Consider the following 25,986-nt stretch of genomic DNA (forward strand, 5'->3'; position numbering starts at 1 on the left):
CGCGAGCGACTATTCGCGATAATGTTGACGGGCCATGAAGCAGAACTTCACAGTTAGGCACGGTGCGCTCGACGGCGTGGAGGCGTTTCTGAGTGTCGCCCAGCACCGCAGTTTTCGCCGGGCGGCCGCTGAACTCGGGGTAACGCCGTCGGCCATCAGTCAGGCGGTACGAGCGCTCGAGGCGCGCGTCGGCGCAGCGCTCTTCATCCGCACGACCCGCAGCGTCGGTCTAACCGAAGCCGGCGAAAGATTCCTGGCTCGTGCAAGACCAGCCTTCGAAGAACTCATCGCGGCAAGCGGGGCGGCGCGTGAGCTCGGACAGCGACCGGCCGGTCTCTTGCGTCTCACCGTACCGCGCTCGGTCGTGCCGATCCTGCTCGAGCCGCTGGTTGCGTCGTTTTGCCAAGCGTTTCCGGAGATTGAGGTGGAGCTTGCCGCAAGCGAAGAAATGGTCGACCTCGCAGCCGGCGGTTTTGACGCCGGCATCAGGATGGGCCAGTTCATCACTCCTGACATGGTCGCGGTGCGGTTGACGAAGCCGCTGCCTCTCATCATCGTCGGCAGCCCGGCTTACCTCGGCCGCCGCGGCCGGCCCGAGCGCCCGGACGATCTGCGTGAGCACGCTTGCCTGAGATTGCGACGATCGAATGGTGCGCTGGCATCATGGTCGCTCAATGACAGCGGCCGTTCGATCGAGATTGCGGTTTCGGGACCTTTCATCGCCTACGACTTTCCCACAATGCTCGGAGCCGCGGTCGAAGGCGTGGGTCTTGCGCAAGTGCCCGCACCGCTGGCCACGGGCGCCGTGGCGGAGGGAAAGCTCGTCCGCGTGCTGGAGCAATTCGCGCCGATGACACCGGGTGTGTTCCTGTACTATCCCGGCCACCGACAAATCATGCCGAAGCTGCGAGCGTTTATCGACCATGTGAAGCGCCGGTCAGGCGCCAGAAGCTGATCTCAAGCCGAGTCGACGTTGGTTGCTCACGTCGATCCGGCTGCGATCGTCGAGGCGGCGGGCGCCGCAGACCCCCGGCGCCTACTGCCCCTCGCGGACAAACCGATTGCGCAACGTCCCGATGCCGGTGATGTCGATCTCCACGACGTCGCCGTGCTTGATGTCCGGCGAGGCGCCGTCGGTGCCCATCCAGATCACGTCGCCGGGCCACAGCGTGAAGTATTTCGTCAGTTCGATCAGGAACGGCACCACGCCAAAGATCATGTCGTTGGTGTGGAAGCGGTTGGTTTCCTTGCCGTTGACGCGGACGATCGTCTGCATCTTGGCGAGATCGGCCTCGGTCTCGATCCACGGTCCCATCGGCTTGAACGTATCCGCGTTCTTCGACCGCCACAGACTGCGATCGGCCTTCTGCCAGGTTCGCTCGCTAACATCGTTGCCGATGGTGTAGCCGAATACGCAATCCATCGCGTTGGCTTCGGTGAGGTGCTTCACCTTTTTGCCGATAACGACGGCGAGCTCGCCCTCATAGTGAATTTTCTCCGTCGCAAAGAAGGGGATCACGACGTCCTCGTCATGCGCGATCAGGGCGTTCTGGGCGCGATAGCCGATCTCGGGCCTTTCAGGGACGGCCGGTACCTCGCCACGCTTGTCGGCGGCTTCCTTCAAATGCTTCAGATAGTTCAAGCCGACGCAATAGAAGGTGCGCGGGATCAGCGGCAGCTCGATCTTGACTTGTGACAGCGCATGTGTGCGCGAAGTGCGCTGCCATTCGCCAAATGGATCGCCGTCGACCGCGATTACCTGGTCGCCTTTAATGATCCCCCAGGAAGTTTGGCCTGAGGCGGTGAATTTCAGCCAGCGCATGTCGCGTCCCCGTTGTTATTCCGCCGCGTCGCGCGGCTGCACCTTCCAGGCGCCTGCGGCCGGCCGTTTCAGCCCGAGATTGTCGCGCATGGTCTTGCCGCGGTAATCCTTGTGGAACAGGCCGCGGCGCTGCAACTCCGGCACCACATGACGGACGAAATCGGCATAGGAGCCGGGCACATAGGTTGCCGCGATGACAAAGCCGTCGCAGCCGCGCTCGACGAACATCTCTTCCAATTTGTCCGCGATCTCCTTGGGGCCGCCGACCATCGCGTCCTGGACCTGGCCGCGACCGGAGAAGGTGACGAAGTCGCGCGCGCTCGGATTGCTCTTGCCCGAATTCTTCAGCACGCCGTCGCGGATGCCCAAAATGCCCTGCATGCTCTTCAGCTCTTCCGTCGTCAGCGGCTCGTCGAGGTCCTTGGAGGCGAAATCGTAGTTGAGTGCTTCGGCGAGCAGCGACAGCGCGTCGATCTGGAGCGGCAGCTTGTTGATCAGCGCCATCTTGTCCTCGGCTTCCGCCTTGGTCGCGCCACAAACCGGCGTCGTCAGGTTGCAGAGAAACATCTGATCGGGATCGCGGCCGGCCTTGGCGGCCTCATTGCGCACGGCGGCATAGCCTTCCTTCGCGGCGGCAAGGTTGCGCGCGGCGGTAAAAATCACCTCGCCCCATCGCCCGGCGAAGCGCTGGCCACGGCCCGACGCACCGGCCTGGATGATGACGGGATGGCCCTGATCCGAGCGCGGTACAGTGAACGGCCCGCGCGACCTGAAGGCCGGCCCTTTGTGGTCGAGCCGCTTCACCTTGGACGGATCGGCGAAGCGGCCGCTCTTCTTGTCCATGATGAGCGCGCCGTCTTCCCAGGTGTCCCAATGACCGAGCACGACCTCCATGAATTCGTCGGCCTTGTCATAGCGGGAATCGTGTTCGGGATGGGAGTCGCGGCCCATGTTGAGGGCTTCACCGTCGTTGAGCGAGGTGACGACGTTCCAGCCCGCCCGTCCGCCCGACATCAGGTCGAGCGTCGCGAAGCGGCGGGCGACGTCGAAGGGCTCGTAATAGGTGGTCGAGCAGGTCGCCCCCAGTCCGAGCTTCTCGGTGACCAGGCCCATCGTGGTCAGCACGATCAGCGGATCCATCTTCACGCAGCGGATGCCGTATTCGACGGTGTGGGCGTGGTCGTTGCCGTAGCGGTCCGGCATCGCCAGGCGGTCGTCGAAGAAGGCCATCTGGAACTTGCCCGCCTCGAGGATTCTGGCGATCTCCTGATAGTAGTCCGCCGACATCGAATCGTCGCGCGAATCCGGATGCCGCCAGGAGCTCGGCAGATTGGTGCAGTTCTGCGCCTGGAGGAAGCCGACCAGTACCATCTGTCGCGTCATGCTGCTGTTCTCCAAAATCCGTCAGGCCAGATCGAGGACGGTGTCGAGCCTATATTCACGCGCCAGTGCGCGCAGTCTCTCCCAAGTCGCATCCTCGATCTCGATGCCGTCGCGCAGCCGCTGCTGTTCGCGCACGCCTTCGATCTCGCCGGGATAGTAGACGCCCTTGCTGCCCTCGGACGGCGGCGTCGATTTCAGATAGTGCGCGAACTCCGCGACCTCGCGCTTGAACTCCTTCAGCGGGCGGAACGCTGCGACGTTGAACACCGCCATGAAGCAGCCGTCATTGTGCCGGCCGGTCGGCTCGACGCCGAAGCCGAGCCCCGTGAGCAGGCCGCAGAGCACTTCGACCATCGCAGCCAAGCCGCTGCCCTTGTAGCCCTCGGTGCCGCCGAGCGGCAGCAGCGCGCCGCCCTTGCGGTATTGGGTCGGATCGGTGGTGTGCCGTCCCTCGGCATCGATGATCCATCCCGTGGGGATTTCTTCGCCGCGGGCGACCGCGAGCTGGATCTTGCCGGCCGCGACCGCCGAGGTCGCCATGTCCAGATAGAACGGCGCATCGAGATCGGACGGTACCGCGATCGAGATCGGATTAGTACCGAGCCGCGCCTCCTTGCCGCCGAACGGCGCAACGTGTTTCGGCGAGCGGCCGGAGTCGGCGGTGGCAATCCCGATCATGCCCTCGCGCATCGCCATCAGCGGGTAGGCGGCGAGCCGGCCCACATGGCTCTGCCGGAACACGGTGCAGGCAGCGACGTTCGCGGCCTTCGCCTTCTCGATCGTCAGCGCCATCGCCTTGGCGTTGACGTGGAAGCCGAACCCCCAATGGCCGTCGATCACAGTTGTGGTCGGCGTCTCCTGGACGATGGACCATTTGGCGCCGGGAACGATGTGTCCAGCCTTGATGCGGTCGATATAGGTGGGAACCGCAATCACGCCGTGGGAGTCGTGCCCGGCGAGATTGGCATTGACGCAGCCGATCGCGACCGCGTCGGCCTCTTCCTCGGAAGCTCCGGCGGCATGGAGCAGCGCGGCGCTGATGCGCGTGAGGCGGTCGGCCTTGACGATCGGCATGGCGTTCCCTCGGTCATCGCCCTTGGCAGGCGGTTGTTGGGCGCCATCGTCTCAAAGCCCCACGCCGATATCAATCTCCCGTAAACCAATACAGGGCTGCAAATTCGCAAAGAGAACGCGGCTTTCGTCGTAGGCCCGTGCATCCAGACATGCCGCGCGGCGGGATTCTCGACAGTTTTTGGTCCGTCGTTCGCAGCTCGTTCACTGTGATCCGCGGTTTCCGGCACGCAATAACGACCACTTAGGCGATCGCCGTTCATAACGGCATCCGGGATAAAACGGCAGAAATGCCCGGGAGTTGAGATCGTGCAGACGACCCTCGCGCGCACCTTTGCGGCGTTGAGTGCCATCAACGAAGCGATCCTCTACGCAAAATCGCCGGACGAGCTGTACCAGATGGTCTGCGACGCCGGGTTTGCGAGCGGGGATTTCATGGCCGTCGCGGTGTTCCTGGTGGAGCCGGACGGCCGCCGGTTGCGCTTTGCGGTCGGTTGCGGCGACGACGTTGCGCGGCTGCGCGCGATCGAGATCACCACGGAAGCCGAAACGCCGGAAGGATCGGGCGTCGGCGGAGAAGCCTTTCGCAATCAGAAGCTCTGCATCAGCAATGATTATCTGAACGACCCGCGCTCGCTGGCGTGGCGCGAAGGCGCGGCCAAGGCCCATGTCGGCGCGGCCGCGGCGCTGCCGCTGTTGTGCAATGGGCGCAGCGTCGGCGTGCTGTTCGTGACCCGCAGTGAGGCCGGCTCGTTGAGCGAGCAGATGGTGTCGCTGTTCGAGCGCATGTCGGCGAACATCTCCTATGCCCTGGAGAATTTCTCGCGCGAAACGGCGCGCCAGGCCGGCGAGCGGGCGACACGGCGGCTCAATCGCATGTTCGGCGCGCTGAGCGCAACCAACGAAGCCATTCTGCGCGCCAAGACCGAACAGGAGCTGTATCAGCTGGTGTGCGATGCGTCCGTCCATGGCGGCAAGTCGCTCGCAACCTTCGTTCTGCTCAAGGAGCCGGACTGCCATTGGCTGAAGCCCGTTGCCGGCACCGGTCAGAACGTGGAGATCGTCGCACAGACGCATTATTCAGTCGATCCCGACAATCCCTATGGTCGCGGCATTTCCGGTCAGGTCTTTCGTTCACAGAAGCCTCATGTCGAACGCGATCTCGCGCGCCGTACCAGGGGAACGCCGTGGGAACAGGCGAATCTCAACACAGGCGTTGCGGCCTGCGTCGCGGCGCCGCTGATCAAGCGTGGTGAAAGCGTCGGCGTCATCCTGTCCTTCCTCAGCCAGTCCTGGGCGAAGGACGAAGAGATCGTCGCGCTCATGCTGCGCATCGCCGAAAATGTCTGCTTTGCACTCGATAATTTCGACCGCGAAGCCGAGAAGGCGCGGATCGCCGCGGAGGAAGATCGCCTGGCGCGCATGTATGCCGCGCTCAGCGCTACCAATGAGGCGATTTTGCACGCGCACTCGCGCGCCGAGCTGTTTGACCTCGTTTGCGAGGCGACAGCGAAGGGTGCCAAGTTCACGTCGGCCAATATCGCGCTCGTCGACCATCATGCCGAGTTGCTCCGCGTCGTCTCCTGTTATGGACCGAATGCGGATACCGTGCGTAATTTCAAGTTCTCCACCTCCGAGCGGGTGCCCGAAGGCAGGGGGCTGACGGGAACCGCCTTTCGCACGCGCCAGCCTTGCATCAGCAATGACGTATTGTCGGACGATCGCATCAAGCCCTGGCAAGCCCACGCCCGCCGCAACGGGATCGGGTCCTCGGCGGCCCTGCCCCTGTTCAACGGCGAGCGGGTCGAAGGCGTATTCCTGTTCAACTCTCCGGAACGCGATGCATTCACGCCCGAATTCGTCGAGCTGCTCCAGCGGCTCCAAGCCAATGTGGCCTTCGCACTTGAAAATTTCGACCGTGCCCACGAAAAGGCGAGAGCGGAAATGCAGCGCAATCGCTTTCGGGGCATGCTCGAAGCGCTGAGTGCGACCAACGAAGCAATCATGCGCGTGAAGACGCGTGCCGAATTGTTCGAAGCAGTTTGCGAGGCGGCGGTGTTCGGCGGCACCTTCACGTCCGCAACCATCGCCATGGTGGATCCGACCGGTCGCTATCTCGACATCGCCGTCACCAAGGGTGAGTGCCGCCATCACGTCGAGAAATGGCAATTTGCGACCGCGGCCGACGAGCCGGAGGGGCGAGGGCTGGCCGGCACATCGTTCCGCACGAAGGCGCCTTGCGTCGCCAACGAGATTCTTGCGGACATTCGCACGACACATTGGCATCAGACCGCGCGCGATCAGGGCACGAGGTCTGGCGGTTGTTTTCCGCTGCTGAAGAACGGCACTGACGCGGTTGGCGTGCTTCTGTTCCTCTCTCCCGACGAAGGTACGTTCACGCCAGATCTCATTCAGCTGCTGGGACGCCTGGCGGAGAACGTGTCCTTTGCGCTCGACAATTTCGACCGTGCCGAGGAAAAGGCCCGGACCGAGGCGCAGAAGGAGCGCCTGACGCGCATGTTCGCGGCGCTGAGCGCTACCAACGAAGCGATCGTGCGGGCCAAGTCGCGTACCGAATTGTTTGACCTCGTGTGCCAGGCTGCGTCTACCGGCGGCAAGTTCACCTCGACGACCATTGCGCTTGCCAGGGACGACAACGATCAGCTCGAGATCGTTGCTACGGCAGGGCCATCCGCCGAGACCACAAGGAACGTCCGTCTCTCCATCGACGCCGACCGGCCCGAAGGACGCGGCATGAGTGGCACTGCGTTCCGCACCCGGCAGCCTTGCATCAGCAACGACTATGTCAACGACAACCGCGTAAGCGCCTTCCATTCCATACTCCAGAGCGATGGCGCCCGCTCCGGCGCGGCGTTCCCGCTGATCACACATGACAAGCCCGTCGGTGTCATGATCTACATGTCGACGGAGCAGGACACCTTCACCAGCGAGTTCGTCGAGCTGTTGAAGCGTCTTGCCGACAATGTCTCGTTCGCGATGGAGAATTTCGATCGTGCAGACGAGAAGAACAAGGCCGACGAGCGGATCGAATATCTCGCCTCGCATGACAGCCTGACAAGCCTGCCGAACCGCGAGACCTTCAACTGTCTATTGCGCGAGGCGATCGACACCGCGCAGCGCCACGACCACCGTTTTGCGGTGCTGTTCATCGACCTCGATCGCTTCAAGGTCATTAACGACTCGCTCGGCCACGAAGCCGGTGATTTGCTCCTGCTCGAAGTTGCGAACCGCTTACGCAATGCGCTGCGGTCGAGCGACGTGGTGGCGCGGCTCGGCGGCGACGAGTTTGTGGTCATCCTCGACCAGTGCGGCGAGATCGACGATGTTCAGCGTATCTCGACCGAACTGCTCGCCGCGCTCGGCAGGCCGATGGAGCTGGCCGGCCATGAGTGCCACACCACGGCCTCGATCGGCATTGCGATGTATCCGGCCAATGGCGCCGACGCGCAGACGCTGACCAAGAATGCCGACATGGCGATGTATCTCGCCAAGGAAGACGGCAAGAACGGCTATCGCTTCTTCTCCAAGGAAGTGAAGACGCAGTCGATCGAGCGGCTGTCGCTCGAAAGCGCGCTGCGCCGGGCGCTGGAGCGCGAGCAGTTCTCGCTGAACTACCAGCCCAAGGTGGACATGGAGACCGGCCAGATCACCGGCGTGGAAGCGCTATTGCGCTGGGCGCATCCCGATCTCGGCAACATCTCGCCGGCGCAGTTCATCCCGCTCGCCGAGGAAACCGGCCTGATCGTGCCGATCGGCCGCTGGGTGGTAAAGGAGGCCTGCGCGCAGGCTATGGCCTGGCAGCGCCGCGGACTGTTGCCGGTGTCGATGGCGGTGAACCTGTCGCCGCGGCAGTTTGTCGACGAGCATCTGTTGCAGGATGTCGACGAGGCGCTCGCCGCAAGCGGCATGTCGCCGGTGCTGCTCCAGCTCGAGGTCACGGAGAGCATGATGATGCGCAATGTCGGACGCGCGCTCAAGGTGCTGGACGCCATCCAGAGCCGCGGCATACGCCTCGCCATCGACGATTTCGGTACTGGCTATTCGTCGATGTCGCTGATGAAGCATTTCCCGATCGACACGATCAAGATCGACCGCTCCTTCGTGCGCGACCTGCCGCAGGATTCGGAGGATCAGGCGATCGCGCAGGCGATCATCAGCATGGGCAAGGCGCTCGGCATGACCGTCGTCGCCGAAGGCGTCGAGAACGCCGAACAGGAGGCGTTCCTGCGCACCCACGGCTGCGACGAGATGCAGGGCTTCCTCATTTCGAAGCCGCTGCCGGCACGGCAGATGGCGGAGCTGCTGCGGCCATTGGTGCTGCCCGTCGCGCCGCCGCTCCAGCCGGAGACGGATCCGGCCGTGAACGAAGCCGTGGCGCTACGGCTGAAACGCGCTGTCGTCTGACGGCTGCGGGTGCAATTCGCGCACCTCGTCTTCCTTGATCTCCGCCTTGCGCGGAAAATCATCCGGCCAGGGCACCGAGGTTTGATCCGCGAACAGCCTGAGAAGGGCTTGCGCACCTTCGGCAAAGCTTGAACCGTCGCCCAGTCCGAGCTCGCAACACCATGCGTGTCGCATCGGTTCGTGCGCATCACACACCGCTATCGCCGGTCCCCACCACCACGCCGGTGCCGGCGAGCGTTCGTCCTCGGGCACGGCGTGCCAGAGGACGAGCTCGTCCATCACGCGCTCGAATTGCAGGCTTGCGGCCTGATGCATTCGCTCCGTGCTCCCTTGGGCCGCGCCTGAAAGCAGGCCGATGCGCGGACTCGATCGTGGCCTTCGCTGTGAAGAATCGGCTCGCGCTATATTGGCTGAGCCATGCGTGCCGCTTCCGTCGGCGGCGATACGAGCAACATGCGGCGGCCGGGACATTCGCCGGCGCCGGCTGCGATAGTTTCTTTAGCCGCTCGGGGGCCCAACCGGCAAGGCTCAATACCGGCGTCTAACGCCGCCTTGGCGGATGCGCCTTCTGGTGCCAGGCCCAGGCAGTCCGGATCACGGTCGGCAGGTCCGAATGGCGCGGTACGAATTTCAGCACCTTTCGGGCGGCGGAGGGGTCGGCGACGAGATAAGTGGGGTCGCCGGCGCGGCGCGGCTTGACGGTGTGCGGAACCTCGCGCCCGGTCTCCTGCTTGATCGCGGTCAGGATCTCGCGCACCGAGAAGCCCGAGCCGGTGCCGAGATTGAAGCTGCCGCCGGCATGTCCCTCTTCCAGGAGTTTTAGCGCGGCGACATGTGCTGCGGCGAGGTCGGTGACATGAATGTAGTCGCGGATCGCGGTGCCGTCGGGGGTGTCGTAGTCGTCGCCGAACACGGCGAAGTCGACATGGCCCTGCAACGCCATCATGGCGCGCGGAATGAGATGCGTCTCGTTGTCACGCAATTCGCCGATGCCGCCGGCCGGATCGGCGCCGCTGGCATTGAAGTAGCGCAGGCAGAACGCGCCGAAGCCGTAGGCCGCGCGGTAATCGGCCAGCATGCGCTCGATCATCCACTTCGATGCGCCGTAGGGATTGATCGGCGCGCAGGGAAAATCCTCCGGTAGTTCCTTGGAATCCGCGTTGCCATAGACGGCGCCGGTCGAGGAGAACACGATGCGGTGGCAGCCGGCGTTGCGCATCGCCTGCAACAGCGACAACGTGCCCTGTACATTGTTGATGTAATATTTCTGCGGATCGGTCATGGACTCGCCGACGAGGCTCGCCGCCGCGAAATGCATCACCGCCGTGACCTTGTGGTCGGCAAAGGTACGGGCCAACGCCGCTCCGTCGAGCAGATCGCCCGTCACCAGCGGGCCGGCAACAAAATTGCGATGGCCTGTCGAGAGATTGTCATAAACGACGGGCTGGTAGCCGGCTGCGGTCAGGGCGCGGACGGCATGCGAACCAATATAGCCCGCGCCTCCTGTGACGAGGACAGTCGGTCGGTCGGTCATGTGGTCTGCTACTCTTCTCAGCGATTAAAGGGCTTGTCCCGGCTGAAGAGAAGATAGATCGCGCGGGGGTTGGTGGTCAAATAGCGCCAGAACAGGCGGCGCGGCTCCAGCCAGGTGCGCCAGGCCCATTCGAGTCCGATCTTCTGCATCCATTGCGGCGCGCGCGACCGGCTGCCCGACAGGAAGTTGAACAGGCCGCCGGATGTCTTGATGACGCCGACATTGGTCAGAAGCGGCGTGAATTCCTCGACGAAGGCCTGCTCGGAGGGAACGCCGAGCGCAACCCACAGATAGTCAGGCGCCAGCGCATTGATCTCCTCGACCTTGGCGCGCAGCGCGTCGCCACGGAGATAGCCGTGGCTGTATCCGACGATCTTGAGGTTCGGATACAGGTTCTGGACCTTCCTGACCGCCGTGGCGTTCTCGTCCTCACTGGCGCCGAGCATGTAGAAGGTACGGCCCGCCGCCTCGGCCTTGCGTGCGACGAGATGGAACAGGTCCGTGGTCGCAACGCGCTCCGGCAGCGGAAACCAGGATTGCAGTCTTGAGGCTGCCACCAGCGGCTGGCCATCGGCATTGATCAGGTCGGCGGCGCGGAACAGGCGCTCGGTCTGCGGCTCGGTCGAGCAGCGCGCCAGCACTTCGCCATTGGCCGAGGTCAGGAACAGCGGGCGGCCGATGCGATGACGCGGATCGGTGGCCTCGATCATGAAATCGGCGGTCGCTTCCAGGTCGAGCGCAGCCATGCGAAGGCCGCCGACGGTAATCCGTGGCACCTCGGCGGTTGCGGCCCGCCCTTCAGGATTGACGCGACGCTCAAGCATATTGTTTGCCTCGGTGGCGCGCATGGGTTGCGGGGGTGAGCTCGTCGAGCACGACGCCGACGAGCTTGCGCTCGGCGCCGCCGAGCGCGGCCAGGATCTCTTCCATGCTGTCGTTGATGTCGAGGCTGGTCGGCAGCACCGCGACCAGCGCGTCGGCGGCTTCGTGCAGCTTGCGGCCGGCGGCCGACAGCGGCATCGCCGGACCGTCGAGAATGACGAGGTCATAGCCACCGGCGGAGCGCACCTGCGCCACCGCCTTGCGGATGGCATCGGCGGCCTTGCCGGCATCGCTCTCGGCGGCTGGCAGCACCGAAATGCCGTTGACCGTCTTGATCTCGCGCGCAGCGTTGCTGCCGGTCGAGAGCCAGCCGAGCTTGCTCGGCTCGCTCTTGCCGGGGCGGTTGACCTTGTTCGAGAGCGTGCGCGCCTGATGATCGGCGTCGATCATCAGCACGCGGCTGCCGTCCCGCGCCGCCGCGAGCGCGAAATTCAGTGCGGTCACGCTGCGTCCAATGGTCTCGCCGGCGCCGACCAGCGCGATGACCGGCATTGCCTTGCCGCCGGCCCGCCGTGCCACCGCGGCGCGCATGTCGCGCAAGGCGTTGAGCAGCGTCGTCAGCGGAAATCCGGGGCGCAGCGTCGGCCAGCCCAGCCGGGTGAGATCGACGCCGCCGCCGGTGGCGAGAATGGCGCCCAGCGTGCGGATGACGTCGGCCTCCTGGAGGCGGGCGATCAGGGGCTTTTCGACCAGGGAAAGTGGTGGCGGAGGCGCCGCGGCGTTCGGCGGAGCCCTCGAAACCTCGGGCTCCGGTGTGCGCTCGCGGCGGGTCGGCTCGGGGGCGGTCGCGCCGATGAACAGATGCTCGGCCGCGACGAACCAGCAGGCGGCGGCAAGCCCACCGAAGATGAAGCCGATCATGGCGAACAGGCTCATCGCCGGCGGGAACGAGCGCCGCTGCGGTACGGTCGCTTCACCGATGATTCGGGCCGCCGAGGTATTGAGCGTCTCCTGCTCCTCGGTCTCGCGTGAGCGCTTGAGGAAGGACTGATAGACGTCGCGGCTGGCATCGGCCTCGCGCTCCAGCTCGCGCAGGCGCACGGCGGCCTGGCTGAGCTGCACGCTCTGCCGCTTCTGCGCTTCCAGCGCCCGGTTGAGCGAGGCTTCGTAATCGCGGGAGCGCGTCAGGTCGTTCTTGGCGGATTGAGCGAAGCGGTCAATCTCCTCGCTGATGGTACGCTTGAGATCCTCGACCTGCTTCTCGGTCTGGCGCAGCGCCGGATGGCGCGGGCCGAGCTCAGCGGTCTGCTCTGCATATTTCTTGCGGGCATCGGCATATTGCGCGCGCAGGTTTGCGATCGTCGGCGATTGCAGAGCTTCGGGGATCGCGCCCGCATCCGCAGCGGTCCGCTTGTTCGCCTCGATCTGGTCCAGTCGCGCCTGCGCGTCCATCGTTGCCGCGCGGGCCGCGGAAAGCCGCTGGTTGCTGCTGGAGAGCTGCTGGTCGCTGATCAGCGCGTCCTGGGTGCCGACGAAATTATTCTGGGCCTTGTAGGTCGCAAGCGCGGTCTCGGCGTTGCGCAGCCGCTCGCGCAACTCCTTCAGCCGGCCGGACAATTCGCTGGTGGCACGCCGCGCGGCGAGGGCCTGAGAGTTGCGTGAGTCCGTGAGGTAGGTGTTGGTCAGCGTGTTGGCGAGCATCGCCGCCTTCGCCGGATCGGTCGACCAGACCTCGATGTCGACGATGAAGCTCTTATCGGTCTTGCGGATCGTGATGTGCTTGTTCAGCGCGTCGAGCGCCGCGAGCTGTACGTCCTTGATGTCCGCCGCAGAGGGTACACGTGGCTGGAGGCCGATCAGGCCCAGCAGCGACGACATCAGGCTCCTGGCATCGCCGCCGCCACCGAATTCGGGATCCTTGTCGAGATTGGCCTGCTGGATCAGCTGCAACAGCACGCTGTTGGAGGTGATCAGGCGTGCCTGGCTTTCGACGACCATGGACATGCCGGAGACGTCCTGCGCGCGCGGCGTGAGCTCGCGATCGACGAGCTGGAGCTCGCGCGGATCGACATAGAGCTGGGCGGTCGCGGTGTAGCGGGGCGTCAGGCTCTTGCCGATCGTGACGGCAAGGCACGCGCCGATCAGGGCCGCGGAGCCAATCGCAAGCTTGCGCCGCCAAAGCAGGCTGACGAACTCCAGCACGTTGAAGCTGGCTTCGGACCTCCGCTGCGGGGCCACCGACGTGGTCGGATTTCTTGCCCGGTCTATCGGCTGGTTATAGTCAAGCATGATCCCCAGCTTCCATTCCAAGTGCCGTGGGCTGAGGGGTTACTCTTCGCTTTACGCCACGCACCCGGGATATAGGTGCCCAATCAACGCAACAGGGAAAATTAACCATACTCATTGAGGGACTATTCACCGAAATGGCAAACAAAGCGTTTAAGCGCATGCTGTTGTCGGCCGCGTCGTTGTGACGCTTGCGATGCGTCGGTCCCCCAGTGATTAACGGTTCGTTACCGTGCATGCAGTCAGGCGCGCGCGCGTCCGGCTTGGCTGTTTGACTGCCGGGCCGCGCGCGCATGACGATCAGCGCTTCTGCAGGATGACGTGATAGTCGCCGCGGCGGACGTCGGTGCCGCGCGGAAGCACGGCGTTCAGCACTGCGGTGCCGGCGTCGACGAAGGCGGCGAACAGCGGCTTGCGCTGGCGCATCTCGGGATAGCGCGGGCTCTCGACCTCGCGGCGATAGATCGTCTGGAGGCCATTGGCGGCCGCAAACGCCTCGAGCTTCGACAGTGTCACCAGCGGATGGAAGAAGGTCGGGAATGGCGCCTCGCCGGGCAGGCCGGCGGTCTTGATGCCGCGGATATTCCGGTAGAACCAGACATGGAACCAGTGCGGCGAGTATTTGGTGACGACGCCGGACAGCGAGCGCGGATTGGGCGCGCCGATCAGGATCATCCCGCCGCGCTTGAGCGCATCGCGGAAGTTCAGCAGTGCGGCCTCGACGTCGGGCAGGTGCTCGATCACGTTGTAGCAGATCACGACGTCGAAGGTGTCCGGCCCGAAGCGATAGGCCTGCACGTCGCCGAGGATTGCCTCCTGCGCGTAGGTGTTGTTGCGGATCTGGTCTTCGTCGATGTCGACGACGGTGACGTGGCTGCGCTTGAGCACATCCACGGGCAAGAAGCTGCTGGAGCCGCCGCCGGCCTCGTAGATGGCAAGCCGGCCTTGCGGCAGCTCGCGACGAAGCACCTCATGAACACCAAGCAGGCTGTCGCGGGCTTCGCCGGCGATCAGGTCGAGCAGCGCCTGGGTCTGTGCGGGGGCTTGAGTCTCGGTGGCTGTCGCGAAATCGATCGTGGCTGGCTTGTTCATGTTTTTTGACCGCGCTTGTTCGACTCGAATTACAGGAAAAATCTCACGTGCCCGAAGTGCAAATCTGATGCCGCGTCCCTTCACCGGTCGCGGTGCTTACGGCCGGGTTAATGCGCCCATGCGTTAACTACGGCATCGTCCATGTCGCGCCGTCGCCCGACGATGGACTGCAAATTGCAGTACCACGCGCACATGGATTCGCATGGGAAACACGCGAAAGCGGTTAAGCGTATGGTGGTACGTCTGCATTGCCAGGAGATCCGAGGCGTGGTGCCGTTTCGCGGTTCAAGTCGGTCGCCTGGTTTGGCACGCATCTGTCCCGCGGCACTGTGCCGTCGCGGGACGGCGCCGGTGCATGCGATCGGCGCAGGGCTTTTTCAACATATCTCGGGCATCTAGAACGCGATGACGCTGATCCCAACAGACCTGTCCGCCATTCGGATCTCGGATGCCGTGCGCGATCCCAACCGGGAGATCGCCGCGAGTTCGCGCGTCATCGACCTGTCGGTCGGCATCGTCGTTTGCATTCCCTGCTTCCGCCGCCCGCAGCATCTGCGCCTCACGCTGGACTCGCTCGCCAGCCAACGCACCCCGCGCTCCTTCGCGGTGGTCATGGTCGAGAACGACGCGGCGCGGCGCGAGAGCGCGCCGGTCGCCGCGGAGTTTTTGGCTGCCGGCAAGCTCCAGGGCATCTGCCTGGTCGAGAAGCGGCAGGGCAACTGCCAGGCGATCAACGCCGCGTTCGAGACGGCGCAGGCATTGTTTCCCGCCGCAACCCGGTTCCTGATGATCGACGACGACGAGATCGCCTCGCCCGACTGGCTCGAGCTGATGGTTCGCACCTCGGAGGCAACCGGCGCCGACATCGTCGGCGGGCCGGTGCTGCCGGTGTTCGACGACGACAGCCGGCCCTGGCTCGCGCGTCATCCTGCCTTCTGTCCCGCCTACGACTACACCGGTGCAGTGCCGATGATCTATGGCTGCGGCAACTGCCTGATCACGCGCGCCGCGTTCGAGCGGTTCGGCCGTCCCGCCTTCGATCTGCGCTACAATTTCCTTGGCGGCGGCGACTGCGATTTCTTCGTGCGGTGCCGCGATGCCGGCATGACATTCCACTGGACGGCGGAGGCCGTCATCACCGAGACCGTGCCGCGAAACCGCACCAGCCTCGGCTGGATCGCAAAGCGTGGCTTGCGCATCGGCGCGATCAATTATCGTGTGCAGCACAAGGCCGCGCAGGGCAAGGCGGCCCGGGCGCGGGTATTTGCGCAGATGCTGGGGCGGTTGCCGCTGTCGCTGGTGCGCGCGGCTCGCCTGATGACGACATCGAAGGCCGTCGTCGCGATACATCCCATGATGGTCGCGTTCGGTTCTGCGCTCGCTGCTTTCGGCTTCGATCCGAGACCTTACGAGGCCTCGAAGATCGCTTCCTGACGCGCTTGCATCGGGCGGCTAGATTCCGAAATGAGCTAGAGCGATCTTGATCGCGGAGCGCGGCACCGCTTTGAGCGATCGCCGCCCAACCATGCCGAGATAGGCGATGGCGTCGCGATACCTGCCGAAGCGGACCGCTTGCGTCGCCGAATAAGTCACGAGATGAATCTCGGCCGCCCGGCGCAGCCGGGGTGCGGCACCCGCGGGCAGCTTGAACAGGATCAAGGGATCATCGAACACGCGCGCGACCGCCGGGAAAAAATCCTGCGGCGCCCGCACGGCCGCGTTCATGGTGTTGGCGGTGTGCAGGCGATAGTCGAGCAGAAGTTCCGGCACATACGCGAACTCGCCAATCGCAGCAAGACGACACCAGCAATGCCAATCCTCGCAATATCTCAGCGAGACGTCGAAGCCGCCCGCCGCGCCGAAGGCGTCGGCGCGGACCAGCATGATGCCGCCATTGACGATGAAGTTGCCGCGAGTGAGCCGCTCCAGCACGTTGCCGGATGGCTTGCGGCGGCCCTTCAGCAGGTCGCGGCGGCCGATCGGCCGGCCCTCGCTGTCGATCGTGTTGTAGTCGCCATAGACCAGGATCGCGCGGGGGGTGGCTTTGGTTGCCGCCAGCAGCGTCATCACCGCGTCGGGGCGCAGGCGGTCGTCGGCATCGAGGAAGATCAACCAGTCGCCGCCGGCGTTTCGCGCCCCGAGGTTTCGCGCGGCCGAGACGCCGGAGGAGTCATTCGCGATCAGGCGCAGGCGAGGATCACGGATGGCACGGACGATCGCCATGGTGTCGTCGGCGGAGCCATCGTCCACGACGATGATCTCGGTGATGTCGCCTTGCGCCAGCGCGCTTGCGATGGTCTCGCCGATATAGGCCGCAGCATTCTTGGCGGGAATGACGACGGATACCGACGTTGGGCGCGCGTTCGTCGCCGAGAGCGCGGCGGTCGGTGCATCGAGCATGGCGTCGGCGGCGGTCAAGCGGTGGCTCGTCTTTAATGATCTGTTAACCAGGCGATATCGCGGAGCCGCGATCGCAGCCTCGGTCGTTGCGGATGATACTCACATAGCGCTCAAATCGTTGCTGCGAAGGCCGGCGCGAGACCGGTTTCGTAGATTAGCGTTAAACCTGTGGCGTTAAGTCTGTCGCAGGTTTGAAGAGGTGCGACAGCCGGTCCCATGCGAGAATGCGGCCCTGACTGCCGCGGATGGACCCAGTGCCCGCAAAGACATTCGACTACGATCCCGACGACATGGTCCTCAATCTGTTCTACGAGGACAAGGATGATCGCTGGTTTCCCGGCGACCGGCATCTGCGCCGGATGGCGCGCCGCATGCTGTTCGGCGAGCCGCGCATGAGCGGGCAGCTTCGCGTGTTCCTCAATCTCTGCGCGGGGCTCGACCGGCTCGGCATTCGCTACCGCATCAACGACTACGGCTACATCGCGCAGCATCCCGATGACGTCGCCTGCATCATCGGCCGCACCTTCCTGCTCGACAAGTTCGCGTGGAAGAACCCGATCCTGCTCGGGGTTGCCGCCCATAATCATCCGCTCGACGATCCAGACCTGTTGAAGCGCCTGCCGGTGAAGAAGGTCGTGGTGCCCGGCCCATGGTACGCCGACATGTACCGGCCGTATTGGCCCGACACCGAGGCCTGGCCGACCGGCATCGATACGGATCTCTGGGCGCCGTCGCGTCCGCGCGACAAGACCGTCGACGTCCTCATCTACGACAAGGTCCACTGGGACCGCGAGCGCTACATGCCGGAACTGGTCGAGCCGGTCCGCGCTCGGCTTCTCAAGGAGGGCCGTTCGTTCACGGAGCTGCGCTACGGCAGCTACAAGGAGGAAGACTATCAGGCCGCGCTGGCGCGTTCGCGCGCGATGATCTTCCTGTGCCAGAACGAGAGCCAGGGCATCGCCTATCAGCAGGCCCTGTCCTGCGGCGTTCCGGTATTCGCCTGGGATCCCGGCGGCCCTTGGCGGGACCCCGATTATTATCCGCACCGTGTCCAGTTCGCGCCGGTGTCCTCGGTGCCCTATTGGGACGACCGCTGCGGCACCAAGTTCGTCGACCCCGCCGGCTTCGAGGCGCGCTGGGACGATTTCTGGGCCGGCTGCGTCGCGGGCCAATTCGATCCGCGCGGCTATGTGCTGGACAATCTCACGCTGGAAGAGCGGGCGCTGCAATATTACGAGATCGCGCGCAGCGTGGCGCGGCAGCAGCAGGTGCCTGCGGCGTCCGGCATGCTGGTTGACGGATGGTTAACGGGGATGGGCTAGACCCGGGCGGTCCCGATCGTCCCATATCGGCCTTGAGGCATGAATCGCAGCGCCGCAGACATGACTGACGTCGAGGGCCGATCGCTTGGCCACGCCCTGCGCGATGAGCTTGCGGGGCTGAACGTCGTGCAGACGGCGCGCTGCCTCGTAGCGGTGGCAGCCCTGCTGCTCGTGCTGGTGACGCTCGATCCGTTCCCGGACTTGCGCAATCCCGACGTTGCCAATGTCGTCGGCGGACGTATGGCGCTGAACTACATCTCCTTCGGATTGCTCGCTGCGGTCGCGGTGCTGTTCGCCATCGCCACTGACGCGCCATCGCTCCGGACTCTCGTCACTCCGCTGCATCTCTGCTTCGTCGGCTGGATGCTGATCAATGTCATCTTCTCCGAGAGCCGCGAGGTCTCGATCCAGCGCTTCGTCCTCGCCGCCAGCGTGACCTCGCTCGCGGTGCTGCTGCCGCTGCTGCCGCCGACGCAGCGGAGCTTCAATCTGTGTCTCGGCGGCGCCGCACTCGTGCTGCTGGTGCTGTGCTATCTCGGCGTCCTCCTCGCCCCGCAATATTCGATCCACACCGCGCTCGACATCACCGAGCCGCAACTCGCCGGCGATTGGCGCGGCAGCTTTGGCCACAAGAACGTCGCATCGCCCGTGATGACCATTTTGGTCTATGTCGGCATTTACCTCAGCGCGGTCGGGTCGTTCGTGATGGGTCCCGCGGTCGCGGCACTTGCCGGCATCTTCCTGATCTTCACCGGCGGCAAGACGTCGTCGGTGCTCTGCCTTGCCATCTACGCCCTTGCCTCGCTCGTCTATGTCACACGGAGCCTGTGGCTGAAGCGGATCATCTGCTTCGCGCCGCTGATCGTGATGAACCTGCTGACGGTCGGCAGCGTCGCAAGCCCCGCTCTATCGGCCATCACCCGGCTGCTGCCGGTCGACCCCACCTTCACCGGCCGCTCCGACATCTGGGAGTTCGCGCTCTCGGCCGTCGCGGAAAAGCCGGTCATCGGCCACGGCTATGCGGCGTTCTGGGACGACGTCACCGAGCGCCAGACCGCCAAGGGCGCCGAATGGGCGGTCACCGCGGCGCATAGCCACAACAGCTATCTCGATCTCGCCATCACCATCGGCCTGCCAGGACTGCTGCTCGTCATTCTGATCTTGGTGCTTGCGCCGCTCCGCAATTTCCAGGCGACCCAGGCGCATAACCGCAGCAACGCGCTGGGCAAGCTGTTCCTGACGATATGGCTGTTCGGCTTGTACTACGGGACGACCGAGACTTTCTTGCTCGAACGGCAGAATCCGATCTGGTTCATGTTCGCGCTCGCGGTCGCTGGGCTGCATTTCCTGGCCAGGTTCCAGTGCGTCGAGCAAATGGAACCCGATCGCTGACAGCTCGTCGCAGTCGCTCGTTCCATATCGGGACACGAGGGACATTGCGCGCGCGATAACGGTATCGGCTTAACGATAAGCAGCGACGTAACTTGTGGTCTGCGACAAAACATAATCTATCTGGAAATGTTCAGTAACTGTATGCCCCGCGAATGGCGTTTGTCAGCCTCGAGCAACTAGACGATCGGGTGTCCTCCAGCACGTCGGGAATCTCAGTCGATTTCATGCGTGACTGGCGACGGGCCGCGTTGCGCCTGAACGCAGGCCATCGCACCGCTTTCCAGCATGGTTACTGGCTCGGCGCCTGGTACGAGGCGTTTCACGGCGTCGCGCCGCTGATCGCCGTGATCTCCGATGCCGCCACCGGCAAGGACATCGCGATGGTGCCGATGATCAGCCGCGCGAGGCGCGGCATTCGCGTCGTCGAGTTTGCCGATCTCGGGGTCTCTGACAACAACGCGCCGATCCTCGCTTGCGACGCCGCAATGGACGCGGCCGGTGCGCACGCGATCAGCGCGGCGCTGCTCGACGCCTTGCGCGCCTTGCCTGACCGCCTCGATCTGCTGCGCCTGAAGAAGATGCCGGCCCATGTCGGCGGCAAGCCGAACCCGCTGGTGGCGCTCGGCCGTCTCGGATCCTGCTCGCTCAACGGCAATCTGGTGTTGACGAGCGACGACTATGCGGACTATCAGGCGTCGATCAAGCGCATGCAGATGCCGCGCTGCTGGCGCGTGTTCAGCCGCCATGCCGGCGCGCGGTTCGAGGTCGCCACGGATGTTGCTCGCGCGCGCGAGCTTCTCGACGTGATGGATGTCCAGCAGCAGGAGCGCATGCAGAAGCTCGGCTCGCGGTTCGTCCTCAACGACCAGGCCCACGCCAGGTTCTATCGCGAAGTAGCGCGCGAGGGCGTCGCGGAAGGCTACGCCGTCGTCTCGGCGCTCGTCTGCGATGAAGGCACCGTCGCCACTACGCTCGGCGTCAGATACGGCGCGACCTATTACCTCTTGCGGATCGGTCATGCCGGCCAGCCGTGGGCGAGTTGTTCGCCGGGGCTGCTGGTGACCGAGCGCACCATGGCGGCGCTGCATGCGCAGGGCGTGCGGCGCTTCGATCTCAGCATCGGCAATCACGACTACAAGCGCCGCTTCGGCGCCGAGCCGGTCCCGCTGACCGATGTCAGCGTCGCGCTGTCCTGGCGCGGGATGCCCTATGTGCTGCGCGATCATGCCGCGCAGGGGCTCCGGCGCCACCCAAAACTTGCGGCCCTTGCGGCGCGCGCGATGGGCAAGGCTGCGCGTTGAAGCGCGCGACGTCCCTGGTTGCAGCGGTCACTCGAATATCGCAATCGTTGTGCTATCGTTGCCTCCGCAGCCCGGAGGCGACATGCAAGACCGTTCGGACAAATTTCGTGCGTTCTATGCGCAGTTGATCTGCGCCGCGGCCAAGACCACGGATCCCCGTATCGAGCGAGCTTTTCGGACGGTCGGCCGCGAGCGCTTCGCCGGCCCCGGGCCGTGGTCGATCTCGTTCGGCGGTCACCCCTATGTCGTGACGCCCGACGATGATCCCGCCTTCCTCTATCAGAATGCGCTTGTGGCGCTGGACCCGGCGCGCGGCATCAACATCGGCATGCCCGGCGCGCACGCCTATTGGCTCAGCGGCTGCGGGGTGAGGGAAGGCGAGACTGTGCTCCAGATCGGCGCCGGCACCGGCTACTACACCGCGATTCTCGCCGAGCTCGTCGGTCCCGGCGGCCGCGTCTATGCCTATGAGATCGACGAACGCCTGGCGGCGCTGGCGCGCGAGAATTTGAATGACTTCGCCGAAGTCGAGCTGCGCGAGCGCTCGGGCATTGCGTCCGATTTGCCGAGCGTGGATGTGATTTATGTCTGTGCGGGCGCAGCGCAGCCGGCCATGGAATGGCTCGATGCACTGCGGCCCGGCGGGCGGCTGGTGTTTCCATTGGCGCCCGAGGGCGTGCTCGGCGGCATGTTGATGATCACACGCCCCGATCAGGGCGTGGTCTGGCCTGCCAAATTCCTGGGCCGGGCCCAGTTCATCGGCTGCGCGGGACTACAGGATGCAGATGCCGGCCGGCGGTTGGCCGAGGCGTTCGCAAAGGGGTGGGAGAGCGTGCAATCGTTCCGGAGAGGGGACGCGCCTGACGAGACGTGCTGGTTTGCCGGCGATGGGTGGTGGCTTTCGACTGCGCCTGCGGCTGTGCCGACCGCCAGCATCCTGCGGCACGCGGACCTCACGCAGGCCTGACGTTCGGCTAGCGCGTCACGATCTCGTGCACCCGGCGCAGTGCAACCGGCCGCGCGAGGCGCGGAACAGGCTGCGGCAATACCAGCGCCGCGCCAGCGCCTGGGCGGGCTTGCGGATCATCTGCGCCATCAAGAGAATTTCGAAAGCCATACCTATCGTTGGTCCCTGTCACTTCCAGCCAAATAGATGGGGCGGCATTCCCACAAGAGAATGCCGCCCCAATCGCATCAGCCATGCGATTGATCGCGAAGTTTAACTGTGAAGCTTAGCCGTGCAGTTTTTTCGCGGTCTCCGCGATCGCGCGCCCTTGATAGCGCGCACCCGCAAGCTCGTTGGCGCTGGGCTGGCGGCTGCCGTCACCGCCGGTGATCGTGGTGGCGCCATAGGGCGCTCCGCCCGTGACTTCGTCGAGCTTCATCTGGCCGGCAAAGCCGTAGTTCAGGCCGACCACGACCATGCCGAAATGCAGCAAGTTGGTGATGATCGAGAACAACGTCGTCTCCTGGCCGCCATGCTGGGTCGCGCTCGCGGTGAAGGCGCCCCCGACCTTGCCGTGCAGCGCGCCCTTGGCCCAGAGGCCACCGGCCTGATCGAGGAAGTTGGCCATCTGCGAGGCCATGCGGCCGAAACGGGTGCCGGTGCCGACGATGATCGCGTCGTAATTGGCGAGGTCCTCGATCTTGGCGATCGTCGCGGCCTGGTCGACCTTGTAGTACGAGGCCTTGGCGACCTCGGCCGGCACCAGCTCAGGCACGCGCTTGATGTCGACGGTCGCGCCGGTTTCGCGGGCGCCTTCGGCGACGGCATTCGCCATCGCTTCGATGTGGCCATAGGCGGAATAATAGAGGACGAGAACTTTGGTCATGGTGGTCTCCGTTGGGTAGATCTGATGCACTGGTTGTTGGGGACGTCATGCCCGGGCATAGCCGTCCGAAGGACGGCGTCGCTTCCGCTCGCCTATGCCCGGGCATCCACGTTCTTGCTTGCTGGTAGAGAGGCGTGGATGGTCGGGACAAGCCCGGCCATCCACGGCAATCGTCGTTACGCCGCGTCGACGAGCACGAGCTCGGAATCTTCCAGAGCCGTGATCTTCAGATTGGCCTCGTCGCGGATCGCGGCGCCATCGCGGGCGTTGACGCGCACGCCGTTGATCTCCACTGCACCTGCCGCCGGTACCAGATAGAGCTTCCGCGACTTCTGCGGCTCGTACTCCGCGCTCTCGCCGGCCTTCAGCGTGGTCGCGAGCACCCGCGCATCGGCGCGGATCGGCAGAGCGTCGGTGTCAGTCTCGAAACCGCTGGCGATGGTGACGAGCTTGCCCGAGCGGTCCGCCTTCGGGAACGGCTTTGAACCCCAGGTCGGCTGACCGCCGCGTGCGGTCGGCTCGATCCAGATCTGGAAGATCCGGGTCTTGGTCGGCTCGAGATTATACTCGGAGTGGCGGATGCCGCTGCCGGCGCTCATCACCTGCACGTCGCCCGCTTCAGTACGCCCCTCGTTGCCGAGGCTGTCCTGGTGGGTGATCGCGCCCTCGCGCACATAGGTGATGATTTCCATGTTGGCGTGGGGATGGGCGGGAAACCCGCTGTTCGGTGCGATCTCATCGTCGTTCCACACCCGCAAGGCGCCATGGCCCATGTTGTTCGGGTCATAGTGGCTGGCGAAGGAGAAATGATGCTTGGCCTTGAGCCAACCGTGATCGCCGCCGCCGAGCTTGTCGAAAGGTCTGAGTTCGATCATTTGCGTAATCCTTTGCTTGAGCTGGAGGTCTCAGGCGCCAAAACCGCCGTCGACATTGAGCACGGTGCCGGTGACGAAGGAGGCTTCCGGGCTCGCCAGGAAGACCACGCCGGCGGCGACTTCCTCGGGCCGGCCGAAGCGCTGGAGCGCGTGCTGCTTGCGCTGCGTCTCGGCGAACTCGCCGCCGTCCTTCGGATTCATGTCGGTGTCGATCGAGCCGGGCTGCACAACGTTCACAGTGATGCCGCGCGGGCCGAGGTCGCGCGCCGCGCCCTTGGTGTAGCCGACCACGGCCGCCTTGGTGGCGACGTAGTCGGCAAGGCCCGGGAACGAGGCGCGGTCGGCGAGCATCGAGCCGACGGTGACGATGCGGCCGCCTTCACCCATCAATTGCGCGGCGGCGCGGATCGCGGCGATCACGCCGTGCACGTTGACTGAGTCCTGACGGGCGAGGGCTTCGGTGTCGGCCTTGGGATCGTCGATGGCGCCGCCGTTTGCCACGCCGGCGTTGTTGACGAGGATGTCGAGATGGCCGAATTCCTTGGCGACGTCCTTGACGAGCTGCGTGACGTCCTTGGCGGAAGCCTGGTCCGCCCTGAAGGCGCGGGCCTTGACGCCCCTGGCCTTCAATTCGGTGACGACGGCTTCGGCCTTTTCGGGCGAGGCGACGTAGCTGATGGCGACATCCGCGCCTTCATCGGCGAGGGCGCGGGCAGAGGCCGCGCCGATGCCGCGAGAACCGCCGGTGACGAGGGCGACCTTGCCTGAGAGCTTCTTGGTCATTGGATTTCTCCAGTCCTGAATTTCTGATGGCCCTTGGATATGCCTCCGCCGGTGGTATAGAAATAGAAACTGTCGAAACACATTGTTTCCTGAAATAGACCTTTGGGCCGACTGCCATGGCAAAACTCCCCGATTTCGAGGCGCTCGCAATTTTCGCAAAAGTCGTGGAATTACGGTCGTTTGCGGCCGCCGCCAGCGAGCTCGCGATGTCCAAGGCGACGGTGTCCAAGGCGGTCACCCGGCTCGAAGAGCGGCTCGGCGCCCGGCTGTTCAACCGCACCTCGCGCCGGCTTGCGCTGACGGACGCCGGGCACAAGCTCGCCGAGCGGGCGACGCGTCTGCTCGTCGACGGCGAGGCGGCTGAGAACGAGGCGCTGGCGCAATCGGTGGCGCCGCGCGGTCTGGTGCGGCTCGCCGTGCCCATGACGTTCGGGATCAAGGCCGTGGCGCCGCTGCTGCCGGAGTTTTTCGAAACCTATCCCGAAGTCTCGGTCGATCTGCATTTGAGCGACGCGACCATCGACCTGATCGGCGAGGGTTTCGACATGGCGGTGCGGATCGCGCGGCTGCCGGATTCTTCGCTGATCGCGCGGCGGCTCTTCACGATGCCGCGCTTCACGGTGGCTGCCCCGTCCTATCTCAAGCGCCACGGCCGGCCGACACATCCGATGCACCTCGCCGAGCACAAATGCTTCAGCTACGCCTACCTCTCCACGCCCAACGTCTGGCACTACACCAATGCGGCCGGCGAGCAGGCCAGCGTGCGTCCGGGCGGACAGCTTCGCGTCAACAATGGTGAGGCGGTGATGCCGGCGTTGATCGCCGGCCTTGGCATCGCCGAGCTTCCCGAATTCATCGTCGGTGAAGCCATTTCCTCCGGCGAAGTCGAAGTGATCCTGAAGGACTGGAAACAGGCCGAAGGCGCCGTGCATCTGGTGACGCCGCCCGGCGGCCCGCGTCCCGCGCGCGTCGAGGCGCTCGGCGATTTTCTGGCGGCGAAACTGCCGGGCACATGCAAGCGGCGGCCGAACAAGGGCGGGCGGGCTGGGTAGAGAAACCGTAGGGTGGGCAAAGCGAAGCGTGCCCACCAATCCATGCGAGGGAAACGTAGGTGTCTCAGTATCGCCGAGTCCAAAGCAACATGTTCTTCTTCACCGTCGTGCTCGCCGATCGGTCAAATACGCTGCTCGTCGACCAGGTCGATCGCCTGCGACGAATCTCCGAACAGTCTTGCAGCGCCGGGCGTTCGAGACGATTGCCATCTGTATTTTGCCTGACCATCTCCACGCGATCTGGGCGCTGCCAGACGATGACGCCGATTTTCGTCGCGATGGAATCTGATCAAAGGTGGTTTTTCGCGAGGGTTGGAGGCGCAGGCGCGTTCGACGAGCAAGTTGAAGAAGCGCGAGAAGGGCATTTGGCAGCGCCGTTATTGGGAGCATGCCATTCGCGGGGACGCGGATTTGGAGCGTCACGTGGATTACATCCACTTTAACCCGGTCAAGCACGGCCTCGTTGCGCGTGTATTCGACTGGCGTCACAGCAGCTTCCATCGCTACGTCGAGCAAGGCGTCCTTCCCGCTGATTGGGGTGGGGATGTGCGGGAGATGGCTGGGAATTTTGGCCAGTGAAGGTGGGCACGGCGC

General features: G+C 64.6%; 21 protein-coding genes and 1 pseudogene. 9 read left to right on the forward strand and 13 right to left on the reverse strand.

Translation table 11 applies throughout. The features are described 5' to 3' along the window. Positions 1-34 precede the first annotated feature (34 nt). Complete coding sequence (locus tag ABIB73_RS30025; RefSeq protein ID WP_354229960.1) at positions 35-955, forward strand: LysR family transcriptional regulator; 921 nt, start codon at positions 35-37, stop codon at positions 953-955. A gap of 81 nt (positions 956-1,036) precedes the next feature. On the opposite strand, the gene ABIB73_RS30030 is transcribed toward ABIB73_RS30025, so the two are convergent. From ABIB73_RS30030 to ABIB73_RS30040, 3 genes are read right to left on the reverse strand one after another with little or no spacing between them, the layout of a single operon-like run. Next, positions 1,037-1,822: a fumarylacetoacetate hydrolase family protein gene (locus ABIB73_RS30030; protein ID WP_354229962.1), complete on the reverse strand. Its 786-nt coding sequence runs from the start codon at positions 1,820-1,822 to the stop codon at positions 1,037-1,039. A 15-nt stretch (positions 1,823-1,837) separates the two neighbouring features. After that, positions 1,838-3,205, reverse strand: a complete 1,368-nt coding sequence (locus ABIB73_RS30035; protein ID WP_354229964.1) for an LLM class flavin-dependent oxidoreductase — start codon at positions 3,203-3,205, stop codon at positions 1,838-1,840. 21 nt (positions 3,206-3,226) lie between these two features. Continuing rightward, the gene (locus ABIB73_RS30040) at positions 3,227-4,279 is read right to left on the reverse strand and encodes an Ldh family oxidoreductase (protein ID WP_354229966.1); all 1,053 of its coding nucleotides are present in this window, start codon (positions 4,277-4,279) and stop codon (positions 3,227-3,229) included. Between the two features lie 306 nt (positions 4,280-4,585). Here ABIB73_RS30040 and ABIB73_RS30045 point away from each other — a divergent pair, with 306 nt between their 5' ends. Further along, positions 4,586-8,701, forward strand: a complete 4,116-nt coding sequence (locus tag ABIB73_RS30045) for a bifunctional diguanylate cyclase/phosphodiesterase (RefSeq protein ID WP_354229967.1) — start codon at positions 4,586-4,588, stop codon at positions 8,699-8,701. Here ABIB73_RS30045 and ABIB73_RS30050 read toward each other — a convergent pair. From ABIB73_RS30050 to ABIB73_RS30070, 5 genes are all read right to left on the reverse strand, one after another. Continuing rightward, entirely contained in the window at positions 8,675-9,016 is a 342-nt protein-coding gene (locus ABIB73_RS30050) for a hypothetical protein (RefSeq protein WP_354229969.1), read from the reverse strand. The genes ABIB73_RS30045 and ABIB73_RS30050 overlap by 27 nt on opposite strands. 226 nt (positions 9,017-9,242) lie before the next feature. Then, positions 9,243-10,235 carry a UDP-glucose 4-epimerase GalE gene (gene galE / locus ABIB73_RS30055; protein WP_354229971.1) on the reverse strand — a complete coding sequence of 331 codons (993 nt, stop codon included), beginning with the start codon at positions 10,233-10,235 and terminating at the stop codon, positions 9,243-9,245. A gap of 17 nt (positions 10,236-10,252) precedes the next feature. Then, positions 10,253-11,059, reverse strand: a complete 807-nt coding sequence (locus tag ABIB73_RS30060) for a WecB/TagA/CpsF family glycosyltransferase (RefSeq protein ID WP_354229972.1) — start codon at positions 11,057-11,059, stop codon at positions 10,253-10,255. Further along, entirely contained in the window at positions 11,052-13,346 is a 2,295-nt protein-coding gene (locus ABIB73_RS30065; RefSeq protein ID WP_354229974.1) for a GumC family protein, read from the reverse strand. Before ABIB73_RS30065 ends, ABIB73_RS30060 begins: the two co-directional genes overlap by 8 nt. 297 nt (positions 13,347-13,643) lie before the next feature. Beyond that, positions 13,644-14,435: a class I SAM-dependent methyltransferase gene (locus ABIB73_RS30070; protein WP_354229976.1), complete on the reverse strand. Its 792-nt coding sequence runs from the start codon at positions 14,433-14,435 to the stop codon at positions 13,644-13,646. A 405-nt stretch (positions 14,436-14,840) separates the two neighbouring features. On the opposite strand from ABIB73_RS30070, the gene ABIB73_RS30075 reads away from it, so the two are divergent. Beyond that, positions 14,841-15,869, forward strand: a complete 1,029-nt coding sequence (locus ABIB73_RS30075) for a glycosyltransferase family 2 protein (RefSeq protein ID WP_354229978.1) — start codon at positions 14,841-14,843, stop codon at positions 15,867-15,869. Between the two features lie 18 nt (positions 15,870-15,887). Here ABIB73_RS30075 and ABIB73_RS30080 read toward each other — a convergent pair whose 3' ends face one another. After that, the gene (locus ABIB73_RS30080; protein WP_354230107.1) at positions 15,888-16,835 is read right to left on the reverse strand and encodes a glycosyltransferase; all 948 of its coding nucleotides are present in this window, start codon (positions 16,833-16,835) and stop codon (positions 15,888-15,890) included. A gap of 254 nt (positions 16,836-17,089) precedes the next feature. On the opposite strand from ABIB73_RS30080, the gene ABIB73_RS30085 reads away from it, so the two are divergent. The 4 genes from ABIB73_RS30085 (at position 17,090) to ABIB73_RS30100 (ending at position 21,817) form a co-directional block, all read left to right on the forward strand. Beyond that, positions 17,090-18,157: a glycosyltransferase gene (locus ABIB73_RS30085; RefSeq protein WP_354229980.1), complete on the forward strand. Its 1,068-nt coding sequence runs from the start codon at positions 17,090-17,092 to the stop codon at positions 18,155-18,157. Between the two features lie 39 nt (positions 18,158-18,196). Further along, on the forward strand, positions 18,197-19,549 hold the full coding sequence (locus tag ABIB73_RS30090) for an O-antigen ligase family protein (RefSeq protein WP_354229982.1): 1,353 nt from the start codon (positions 18,197-18,199) through the stop codon (positions 19,547-19,549). Positions 19,550-19,701: 152 nt separating this feature from the next. Further along, positions 19,702-20,850, forward strand: coding sequence for a GNAT family N-acetyltransferase (locus tag ABIB73_RS30095; RefSeq protein WP_354229984.1), 1,149 nt, complete (start codon positions 19,702-19,704; stop codon positions 20,848-20,850). Between the two features lie 82 nt (positions 20,851-20,932). Beyond that, positions 20,933-21,817, forward strand: a complete 885-nt coding sequence (locus ABIB73_RS30100; RefSeq protein ID WP_354229986.1) for a protein-L-isoaspartate O-methyltransferase family protein — start codon at positions 20,933-20,935, stop codon at positions 21,815-21,817. 15 nt (positions 21,818-21,832) lie between these two features. Here ABIB73_RS30100 and ABIB73_RS30105 read toward each other — a convergent pair whose 3' ends face one another. The 4 genes from ABIB73_RS30105 to ABIB73_RS30120 form a co-directional block, all read right to left on the reverse strand. Continuing rightward, positions 21,833-21,967 (reverse strand): hypothetical protein, encoded by a 135-nt coding sequence (locus tag ABIB73_RS30105; protein ID WP_354229988.1) that lies wholly within the window; start codon positions 21,965-21,967, stop codon positions 21,833-21,835. 115 nt (positions 21,968-22,082) lie between these two features. After that, entirely contained in the window at positions 22,083-22,682 is a 600-nt protein-coding gene (wrbA, locus tag ABIB73_RS30110; RefSeq protein WP_354229990.1) for an NAD(P)H:quinone oxidoreductase, read from the reverse strand. A gap of 176 nt (positions 22,683-22,858) precedes the next feature. Further along, positions 22,859-23,557 (reverse strand): pirin family protein, encoded by a 699-nt coding sequence (locus ABIB73_RS30115; RefSeq protein WP_354229992.1) that lies wholly within the window; start codon positions 23,555-23,557, stop codon positions 22,859-22,861. 30 nt (positions 23,558-23,587) lie between these two features. After that, positions 23,588-24,340 carry an SDR family NAD(P)-dependent oxidoreductase gene (locus ABIB73_RS30120; protein WP_354229994.1) on the reverse strand — a complete coding sequence of 251 codons (753 nt, stop codon included), beginning with the start codon at positions 24,338-24,340 and terminating at the stop codon, positions 23,588-23,590. 116 nt (positions 24,341-24,456) lie between these two features. Between ABIB73_RS30120 and ABIB73_RS30125 the strand changes: the two genes are divergently transcribed. Both ABIB73_RS30125 and ABIB73_RS30130 read left to right on the forward strand, forming a co-directional pair. Next, on the forward strand, positions 24,457-25,392 hold the full coding sequence (locus ABIB73_RS30125; protein WP_354229996.1) for a LysR family transcriptional regulator: 936 nt from the start codon (positions 24,457-24,459) through the stop codon (positions 25,390-25,392). Between the two features lie 59 nt (positions 25,393-25,451). Then, positions 25,452-25,971, forward strand: a pseudogene (locus ABIB73_RS30130) (REP-associated tyrosine transposase). Positions 25,972-25,986 lie beyond the last annotated feature (15 nt).

This window comes from Bradyrhizobium sp. F1.4.3, assembly GCF_040548375.1.
Taxonomy (GTDB): Bacteria; Pseudomonadota; Alphaproteobacteria; order Rhizobiales; family Xanthobacteraceae; genus Bradyrhizobium.